The sequence below is a fragment of the Limnofasciculus baicalensis BBK-W-15 genome (genome assembly GCF_024178385.1).
GTDB classification, from domain to species: domain Bacteria; phylum Cyanobacteriota; class Cyanobacteriia; order Cyanobacteriales; family Coleofasciculaceae; genus Limnofasciculus; species Limnofasciculus baicalensis.
The window spans coordinates 1-10962 of sequence record NZ_JAMZMM010000203.1 but is presented as its reverse complement, the minus strand read 5'-3'; the positions used below and the strand labels follow the sequence as shown (position 1 = coordinate 10962).

At 41.5% G+C, this 10962-nt stretch carries 4 protein-coding genes; 1 reads left to right on the top strand and 3 read right to left on the bottom strand.

Features of this window, described 5'->3' with window-relative positions; all coding sequences use genetic code 11:
• Positions 1-215 precede the first annotated feature (215 nt).
• Both NJ959_RS18515 and NJ959_RS18510 read right to left on the bottom strand, forming a co-directional pair.
• The gene (locus NJ959_RS18515; protein WP_254013216.1) at positions 216-7268 is read right to left on the bottom strand and encodes a beta strand repeat-containing protein; all 7053 of its coding nucleotides are present in this window, start codon (positions 7266-7268) and stop codon (positions 216-218) included.
• A gap of 717 nt (positions 7269-7985) precedes the next feature.
• A complete protein-coding gene (locus NJ959_RS18510) occupies positions 7986-8669 on the bottom strand; it encodes an ElyC/SanA/YdcF family protein (protein ID WP_254013215.1) in 684 nt (227 codons plus the stop codon).
• Positions 8670-8911: 242 nt separating this feature from the next.
• On the opposite strand from NJ959_RS18510, the gene NJ959_RS18505 reads away from it, so the two are divergent.
• A complete protein-coding gene (locus NJ959_RS18505) occupies positions 8912-9709 on the top strand; it encodes a DUF3598 family protein (RefSeq protein ID WP_254013214.1) in 798 nt (265 codons plus the stop codon).
• A gap of 110 nt (positions 9710-9819) precedes the next feature.
• On the opposite strand, the gene NJ959_RS18500 is transcribed toward NJ959_RS18505, so the two are convergent.
• A complete protein-coding gene (locus NJ959_RS18500) occupies positions 9820-10860 on the bottom strand; it encodes a hypothetical protein (protein ID WP_254013213.1) in 1041 nt (346 codons plus the stop codon).
• Positions 10861-10962 lie beyond the last annotated feature (102 nt).

Below are 10962 nucleotides of genomic sequence, written 5' to 3'. Positions count from 1 at the left end.
TTATTAAGATTAATTCTCAATACTTGACGAATTTGCGTCGTTTCAGCTATTATTGTCCAATAATCCAAAGGAGGGCTAATGACCTTTTGGAACTTTTGCACCCTATTGTGAGTCACTTTACTTAACAAGCTCGGTATTAAAAATATAACAAATAACCAACAACAAATAACCAACAACAAATAACCAACAACCAATAACAAATAACAAATAACAAATTAATCAATCTTCACTCTAAAACGAACAAAACCAACATTTTGCCCGCTTGGTGCAGAGGGAATATTGCCCAAATTCACAAATACTGAGCCGTTAGGATTATTTTGATTTGGACAAGGGGGAGAATTATAAGGTGCAGAGACATCTAAGATATTGACAAAAGTACTTTTATCCCCATCTACTCCATCAGTTTGAGGTTGATTAGATAATCCTGCAACTGGCATAGTCAAACTCATACTCCCGTTAACAAAAATAGTACCTTCGGGAATAGCATCGCAAATTTTGAGGTTTTTGGCGACACCTGTACCGCCTGCAATGAAGTAGATAGTGTATTCAACTTCGTCATCGCTTTGCAAGACAGTTGTGCCAGGAATATTAGTTATGCCTGTGGTGGGCAGATTTGCGGCTTTTATAGCTTGAACGATTTTTTGATCGCTGACAAAGGTACTAATATCGCTATAGTTAATTCCACTAACTGGTGTGCTATTGCGGGTGACATTAGTGATTGTTTTAACTAAACTGAATGTGGGTTTTTCTACAAAAGCAACTGAGCTAGGTTGACTATCATCGTTGGGATTATTATTACCATTCGGATCTGTGTTGCCACCGTCGGTAGATAAATCTGTTACCTTTTCCCCATTAGGGCTAGTGGCGCTACCAATAGCAGTATTATTAAATGGACCAAGGTTAACGGGTTGTGGGGTAACTTTAACACTGAAGGTAATAGTAGCGCTAGTATTCAAGGCTAAAGTTTCTGTTCCTAATAATAGGTTTTGGTCTTTTTGTCCATCGAAGTTAGGATTTACTCCTGTTAGCGTACCGCTGGTAATTCTTGGTGGGGCAACAATTTGGATGGATTTAGCATCTTTAAAGGTACTATCTGGACTACCTAGTAAGTTTTCTGTTACCTGGACATTATTTAATGGCAAACTGCCTTGGTTTCTGACTATGATAGTGTAGGGTATGGTGAAAGTTCCGTCTCCATTATCTACTACTTCTCCGGCAGCTTTGGCTAGACCTAAAAGTGGTATTGGTTTAAAGGAAACTCGGGTTGGTGTGGCATTATCTGCGGAACCGTCGCCTTCTGGATCGACATTTATACCGTCGGTGGATTCATCGGTTAGTTTTGCGCCGCCGGGACTGCTTCCTTCTCCAATGGCTGTATTGTTATAAGGACCGAAATTATTACCTGGAGTAACTTTTACGGTGAAACTAATTTGGGCTTTTTGTCCCAATGGTAAGGTTTCTGTACCTGCTAAGAGATTGCGATCGCTATTTCCGTTAAAGTTAGGGTTAACTCCTTGTAATGGACCACTAATAATGGTTGGCGGGGTGGGTATGGTAATGGTGGTGGCATCTTTAAATGTACTATTAGCATCGCCAAATAGGTTTTCGAGTACCTGGATATTTCTTAATGGCACATCTCCCTGGTTTTCTACTAATACTGTGTAGGTTACGGAAAATGTACCATCGCCATTATCCACGGGAACTCCGACTGTTTTGGCTAAACCTAATGCAGGGTTTTCGTCGAAACTAATCGTGGTGGGGGTTTTATTATCTGCTGGACCGTTATTATTTGGATCGACATTATTGCCATCGGTGGAATCATCTGTGACTGTTTTTCCTCCTGGACTAATTCCTTGTCCGATGGCAGTATTAGCAAATGGACCAAAGTTCTCGCCGGGGGTAACTTTTACGGTAAAAACAATAGTGGCGCTACCATTTAGGGGTAGGGTATCAGTACCTGATAACAGGTTGAAATTACTATTGCCATCGTAACTATTATTAGCTGCGGTAACTGAACCTGTGACGGTAGGTGGAGTGACAATTTCTACCTTATTAGCAGTATTAAAAGTACTATCAGGAGTTCCGAATAGTCTATCAGCTACTTGGATATTTTTAATCGGTACGTCTCCCATATTCCTGACTAATACGGTATAGGTGATGTTGAAAGTACCATCGCCATTATTAACTGGTTTTGCTGCGGCTTTTGCGACTCCCACTACTGGAGCTTCGGTAAAGCTGCTGGTGGTAGGAGTATTATTATCTCCTGGTCCATTGTTATCGGGATCGGGATTAGAACCATCGGTAGAGTTATCGGTGACTGGTTTACCGGAGGGACTGTTACTTTGTCCAACTGCGATATTATTATAAGGACCAAGTTTGCCGCCTGGAGTGATTTTTACAGCAAATGTAACAGTCGCACTTTCGCCAACAAGTAGGGTTTGGTTTGCGCCTAAGAGATTCTTGTCACTATTACCGTTGAAGGCAGAATTGGTTGCCGTTAAAGGACCATTGGTAATAGCTGGGGGAGTTGCGATCGCAATCTCAGTTGCTCCATTATAGGTACTAGCCACATCGCCAAACAGATTTTCCACTATCTGGACGTTTTCTAATGGTACGTCTCCCATATTACTGACAACTACAGTGTATGGTATCGTGTATGTTCCATCACCATTATTAGTTGTATTTCCTGCTTGTTTAGCTACTCCTAACACAGGATTTTCGGTAAAGCTCACTGGAGTGGGAATATCATTATTTTTGGGATCTTTATCCCCATCTGGATCGACAATAGTACCGTCATTGGATTTATCAGTAACTGATGCACCACCTGGACTAGTACCATTAGCAATGGCGGTATTATTATAAGGACCTAAGTTTCTCGCTGGGGTGACAATAACATTAAAGGTAATCGTCGCACTTTGTCCCACAGGTAGAGTTTCCGTACCTAATAATAAGTTGCGGTTACTACTACCATTGAAGGTATTATTCGCAGTTAATGAACCGCTAGTAGTTGTCGGTGCAGCAGGAACAACTGCCGATGTTGTTCCATTAAAGGTACTATTGGCATCACCGAATAAGTTTTCGGTAATTTGGACGTTACTTACAGGTACGTCGCCTAAATTACTAACGACTACAGTATAAGGTACTGTGTAAGTCCCATTTTGATTATTAACTGGCACACCTGCTGCTTTGGCTACTCCCAATACTGGTTTTTCGGAAAGCAAAATAGTGGTAGGACTGGTATCATTATTTGGGTTTTTATCTCCATTTAAGTCAGGATTAGTCCCATCTACAGAATCATCTGTAACTATTTTCCCGCCGGGAGTGGAACCGCTACCGGAAGCATTATTATTAAATGGTCCTAATTTACCGTTGGGAGTAATTTTGACGTTGAAGTTGAGGGTAGCTGTTGCACCTAGAGGTAGAGTACTATTGGCATTTAGCAAACTGGTATTAGTACTCCCGTTAAAGGTGGGATTAATTACCAAGCTGGGAATACTAGATGTAGGTGTTCCTTCAATAGTAAAGTTGGTGGGCAGGGGGAAAGTAGGAGTTAAGTTTTCTGTTACTTGTACCTGACTTAGGGGAATATTACCGAAGTTTTGTAAGGTAATAGTGTAGGGTACAGTATAAGTACCATCGCCATTATTAACGATTGTGCCAGCAGATTTGGCTAATCCTAGTGATGGTTTTTCTTCTAAACGAACTACTGTGGGACTTTCTTCGTTAGGATTACCGTCGCCATTAGGATCTGTAATAGTACCATCTACTGAGTTATCGGTAACAGTAGTATTTCCTGGAGTTGTCCCGCTACCTACAGCATTATTATTGTAAGGACCTAAGTTACCATTGGGGATAAGTTTCACTGTAAATGATATAGTTGCCAATCCACCAAAAGGTAAAGTACTAGTAGCAGTAGTTAAGAGATTGGTATTAGTTTTACCATCAAAAGCGGGATTAATTGTCAGGTTAGGAATACTGCTGATAGGTGTCCCTTGGATATTAAAAGTAGCAGGTGCGGCAAAAGTACTATTGAGGTTTTCTACTACTTGCACTTGACTCAAAGCAATGTTTCCTAGGTTTTGGACAGTAACAGTGTAGGGAATATTGAAGGAACCATCGCCATTATCTACTGGGTTTCCGGCGGCTTTGGCTACACCTAATACTGGAGTTTCGGGGAAAATTACTGGGGTAGGATCGCTATTATTGCCGGGGTTTTTGTCGTTATCGGGATCTACACTAGGTCCGTCGGTAGAGTTATCGGTAGTTGGCACTCCTTTGGGAGTAGTGGCGTTACCAACAGCGATATTATTATAAGTACCAAGTTTCCCGGCTGGGGTAACTTTAACACTAAAAGCAATAGTGGCACTTTGTCCAAAGCCGAGGGTTTGGGTTCCAGCTAAAACGAAAACGTTTTTGTCGCCATTACCATTAAAACTAGGATTGATAGCAGTTAGTGGTCCACTAAGAACTGTTGGGGGAGAGACTATTGTGGCATTGGCTGCACCATTAAATGTGCTAGTAACTCCACCAAATATATCTTCTGTTAACTGGACATTATTTAAGGCGACGTTGCCTAAATTACTCACTAAGACGGTATAGGGTACGGTGAATGTACCATCGTTATTATTAACTGGCGTACCAGCGGATTTAGCCACACCTAAAATTGCTTCTTCTGGGAAGCTAACAGGAGTGGGAGTGTTATTATTTTTCGGATTACCATCATTATCAGGATCTGGATTAAGATTAGGATCGTTCTCTGATTCATCGGTGGTAGTTGTCCCAGAGGGAGCAGTACCGCTACTTACTGCTGTATTATTATAAGGACCAAGATTGCCAGCAGGAGTAACTTTTACAGTAAAAGTAATAGTGGCAGTTTGTCCAACTGCAAGGGGTTGAGTACCTGCTAAAAGATTTTTATTGGTACTTCCATTAAAGGCAGGATTAGCCGCAGTAAGAGAACCTGTAACGGCGGGAGCAGTTACTATACTAAATCCACCTGAACCTGTAAAAGTAGTAGCCAAGTCTTCCGTTACTTGAACATTAGTTAAAGGAACATTCCCTTGGTTTCTCAATAACACAGTATAGGGCACATTGAACGTACCATCGGGATTTTTGGTAGCAACTCCCGCTTGTTTCGCCACACCCAGCAAGGGATTTTCTTTCACCAAAGTAACTGAATCTGTAACTGATTCTGTCCCGTTTGGTCGATTATCTAAACTCTGGTTATCATTATTATTTAGATCGGAAACATCATTCCGCCGGGTGATAGTGGCAGTGTTAGGTAAAGGATTAGTTGCTGTGGCAGAAATATTCCCTTGGACAGTAATTCTGGCGTTAGCGTTAGTATTTAGATTAACAGGAACACTGAAATTTTGTCCTGTAAAAGTAACAGTACCGCAACTACCAGTACCAGTTGTTATGGCACAAGTAACATTACTAGCCGTGAAACCAAGAGTAAAATTATCTGTAACGGGGACTGCTACTGCATTACTTGGTCCCTTGTTAGTTGCATCAATAGTAAATGTAAGTGGACCAGGGAAAAGTGCGGGTTCAGGAGTATGAGTTTTCGTAATTTGTAAGTCAGCAGATTGAACGAGAATTCCCGCAGCTAAGGGAACAGGATCGATTAAAGAAGTCCAAGTATCAATGCCATTTTCATTGCCAAATCCATTAAATCCATTAGGATTGAAAACCCCCCAGTTATGTGCCCCTGGAGTACTATCAATTCCAAGTAAAGTACTAATTGGTTTAGGAGCAAAAGTATTTACTAACAGTAAATTATTGTCATCGTTGTAATATATTTTACTGTTTTGTACAATATTGGGATTATCTCTATCCACCCGCTGGACAATGATACCATTAGTATTATTTTCCGCATCGATTATAGGAAAGTGAACCTCACCAACATATATCGCTAGCTGTGCGTTGTAAGGGGTGTCGCTGGCTGGTGCGGGATCTTTTAAACCATCATTATCGGCATCGGTTCCTGTTCTCCCATCCCATGATACAGTCGCAGTCTGACTCGGAGTAGCTGCTCCCTTAATAATCACATCATTACTATTACCAAATACCCCATCTTTATTGATATCAATAACCAGGGAATAATAGCCAGTTTCATTTCTGGGATCGCTAAAATCAAAACTGAAGTTACCCCCTAATGTAGAGCCAGCTTGATTGGGAGTTCCTTCGCGTCCCACAAACTTAAAATTCTCAATCTTTGGCAGAGGTAATATCGTAGGTTCCCGCAGCCAAGTAATACCCTTGGGAGTCTGTGCTGTTTCTGGTAAATTAGGATCGGGTGGGTTGAAGAAAATTTTATGAGTTATATTCGAGTCGCTGGGTGTACTATTCTGACTGGGATCTTTTAGGGTGAAGTTATTTGATTTGATATCACTGGCTTGAACTGATATAAAAGCCGGAACACCACTTTTCTCAAACCCATTATTGTTAGCGAAGAAGATAAATCCAATGGGATCTAAACCATTAAGATTAGTTTTATATACAAAACCTTCCCTAGTCTGAATGTACAAGATAGAATTGAGCAACCCTACCTCTCCCTGCTTAGAAGTACCCAGATTTAAAGGCAACAAATTTGCATAAACTCTACCTTTAATTGGTTGATTATTTTTGGTTACAGTGACATCCCAAGCGGCAACATATACATCTTTCTCAGTTTGAGTCCAATCATTACCAACTTTTATAGGTATTAATTTATCATCTCCATCTGTTCCATTTAGGAAAGGGCTAACAAAATCCACTTCCCAGACACCTGCTTGACCAGGACCAACCGTAACTTGACAAGGAGTGAAAGTCTTATTGACTTCGGCAGCGCGGTTGGCAATAAAACCAACTCCTTTTCCACAACTTATAAAGTTGGCACTATTCGGTGGGCGATACAAAATATCGCCATCAGTCAAAGAAATTCCATCCGCCTTAAGAATCCCTGTAGCAGACGAACCAAGATTAATCGTCTCCCCTTCATTCACATAAACATTAATACTAGTTCTCCGAAAATAACCTAAAGTTTGATCTTTTCGGTTCTTCGTATAATCTAGGTAAGGGCGATAACCACCGTTAGCTGTTAAATCTACACTTCCTTCAGCAAGAACAGATTGAGGAATGCTCAAACTCATCGCTAAAACCGCGCTGCTAAGGAGTAAACCAGGGTAAGGAAAACCTTTGCCTGGTGAGGTTAAGGATTGTTCATTTTTTAAACCTACTTCTCTCACAATTTTGAGTAAAGTCCGACAAGGCATCTCTGTAATCATAGAAAATAGCACCCCTTTCCAGGCGGCAAAACTTCTCACTTAAAAGCCATGAATATTGGTAGGATGCACAATAACGATCGAGAAAAGTCACCTAAAAGACAGAGTAAGATTGACTCTGTTATAAATACTACCCTGATGACAATTTCCCTGATGAGATTATTCCCAGTGATGAATGAAGGCAATAAAAAGCAATTGCTTTGACAGAGGCACGCGAGACTTAAACGATCTGAGAAGTGGCTGGTTGGCTCACTTTGGTCAACTCATAAGAGAAAGAATGTAAAGGATTGTAGCAGAACTTGAGTAACTTTCTCGCTTTTGCGAGAAGGTAGGAAGTTAGTAGAGACTCTGTTTTAGCCTAAAATAGAATTCAGACCCCTCCCTTGCGGTCAGGGGTCTGATATTTTGATTCAATAATATTATAATTTATCTGTCAAGGGTGGGTAATGCCATGGGGGGTGAGACCCCTCACTAACCCTATTGTCTCTTACCCAGGAGACAGGGCGAAGCATTCGGGTACAAACAGTTGGATTTGTTGCCTAAAGTTTCGTCCGAATCCTGCCCCCCTACAGCCAGAATTGGCAAGGATTAAACTGTGCCGTAGCAGTAATTTTCAGGTATGTTCGGTGCAGAGAAACCCGGTTTCTCAAAGAAACCGGGTTTCTGAGGTGTACTTCATAAACCTGCAATCTGCTGTATGGGTAATGGATAGCATCCCCCTCAAGCAAATGAAAAAAATCGAGCATAAATAAACGCGATCGCTTCCCCGATCGCTGTCCGCACCCCTTCGCTATACTGCCACCAAGTCTTGGCATTGTATTCTTGGGGATTTGCCGCGATCGCACCAACCTTATATTCAGGTGCTAGTACGCCTTTAAAGATGAGCCAACTGCGACGTGTATGAGGTCCTAGGCTAAAAAGATTAAGAGATTTGATGTTTAAATCGGAATTGGATAGCCACTCCCGTAAAGCCACAGCACTAGAATAGGTGCGATCTTTCTTGACGTAGGGAGTAGGAACTACGATTAACTGATTTGGGTTAAACCCCAAGGCGATTAAAGTTGCCGCTGTCAGTTGGGCAAAATTCTTGTATTCTGCTAAATAATATCCCTTTGATAAAGGAGTCCCCGTAGCAATCAAGTGGCGATAATCACCTGTTTTGAATTCATCCATCGCATCTTCAATGGCATAATCGGGCATCCATCCTTCCACAACTAAGACATCGGCGGCAATCGGTTGGTTGACAGAGAGGAAGGGATAGATATTAGCAATCGCGATCGTGAATAATACGATAATACTCATCAGAGTTACTATCCATCCCGCCACGGTGAGTGTCCATTGCTCTTTACGCTGAATCAGGCGAATTTTGAGACGTGCTATCGCTGGTTTATACCGAAACTTCATTATTCCTCATTATTAGTATTCATTTCAACCTTAGTTTAACGGGGGAACAGGAAAACTATTTTATCTAGATAGTGGTGTAAAAAGTTACGCTCAAATTACCGGGAAATCCCCAAAAAGCGATGGGGTTAGCCCGTTAGCCTAGCGGTAGCGACTTCGGCAGCGTCGTGTGACACCAAAGGGTGCCGAATGTGGGCTATTAAATCGCTTATTCTGATATCAGCACCATCTTTAAAAAAGATACCATGGATCTAAAAGAGCAAAACTGGAGAAATTTATGTGCTAACCATTTACGGGATTGGCACGGTATCTGGACGCGATATTCTCCCGAAGGAGAAGTTATTGAGTCGTTTCAAAGTCTGAGAAGCTTCCGGAGTAATCAAGATCAAACTGAAATTACTCAAACTAATCGCTATATTTATGCTAATGACACCACAAAGGAAGAAAGTTGGGAGTATAATTTACGATCCAATGGATTAGCTAATGGACTGTTTCACCCTGCACGCAATTCTATGAGAGGGATTTTCTTTGAGCAGGGTGCTGCTACCTGGATTACAACAGAGTTAAAAACTGATTCTGGATTTGGTATAGAGCTATTTTTTAGGCATGAGGAATTACGACATAGTATAGGTATTGTTTACGATCAAAGTAATACTTTAATGCGAACCGCAAGTATTCAGGAAGATAGTACTGGTTTTCCTAGCAAATATTGGTCAACCGATCTCAATCTTTTACCTGACAGAAATATCAGCGGCAATTGGCAAGGAAGTTCAATAACCATGACACCGGATCTAAAGGTTTCATCTCCTGTATCAACTCAACTACATTTCCCTGTGGCAGGCAATGAAACGTTCTTTTTTTCCGATGGAATTTCTTTAAGCTGCCCAGGCAAAATAAGTATTGGCACTGATATTACAATTGCAGCAAACTGGCTGGTTACCCCCTCTCAACTACAACAATTGATTGTTAAATATGACAATGTGGGAGCGTTTACTTCGCTAACATTGGAACTATTTCACAAGTCAGATGAAGCTGAACAATAAAACCCAATAAATACTACAAAATTTAGATTAAAGCAGCAAGTCAGGATGAACTAAGTTATAACCTGCTGCTTTAATCTTCTGAATATTTCACGTTGAACTAGAGCTAAACCTCAAGAATTAGAATCAGTCATAACCCTTAATCGCACCACCTGTTCCCCCGTATCATCCAAGGGCACTTCAATCACCTCGCTGGTAAGACGATCGATACAATTGAGGAGCGATCGCAAATTTGGAGTACTCGCCCCCGTATCCACATACAATCTATCTGAAAGACTCCCTAAACGCTTCCAAGTAGTGTAAAGCTTCCCTACAGTTTGTTCTAAAGCTGATGCCTGTTTGACTAAATCAGCAGCCGTATTTAAACAGTCTAATCTGAGAGCTTCTTCTAGTGCCATTGCCATATCTACCGCACCATGTTGTAGGGTTTGGACTTGGGCAGCCGCATCTAAATATTTAGATAAGGAACGAGCATCTGATGTCACTTGTTTAACAGTATCCACATCAGGATTATCGATTACTGCCTGTTGTAAAGGTTTCAAGTGAGATTCTGGCAATTTTTCCATTTCTTTGACTAAAGGTGCTAAGAAACGGGCTGGCATTGTCCCTGATGATGCTTTTTCTTTCACCTCATCGGGGATTAATTCAGAGGACATGGCAGTCCATTCATCTGCTAATTGTTTAACTTCGCGGCGGGTAATGCGATCTCCTTTTTGGGCAGCATCAGTTACTAGTTGTTGCACTTCTGGCGATGATTTAGCGGTTTCGATAAATGCCCGTTTGCTAAAATTTCTAATCGCATCGGGATCTAGTTTTCCCTCGGCTAACAGAGTATCGGCACTATTAGCTAATTCAATTAAAGAATAGGCTTGACTTTTGCTAATTTCTCTGAGCTTAAGCCAATTTAAAAATCCCGTACCCCTGCCATCGCCGCCTTTTTTCTCTCTGTCGCGCACAATCCGCAGAATTCGCCCTCGCCAAATCTCGGTTTGCAAGTCGAAGCGATCGCAAACTTGCCATGCGTTATCCATTATCTGCTGAAAGTCGTACTCCAGAATCTCCTCATCTTCAGGATCGGGGAGTTGGAAATTCAGATCGACGGGTTGTTCGAGGACAGCAGCTAGTTCGGCGGTAGATTGAGGGACTTCAGCCATGGGAAGCGATTTTTAGGTAGCAGAAGGATTATTATGGCATTCTTGGCGACCATTATGGATGGACACCACAGATAGGGTTAATTTACTTCATGGGGAGTAGGG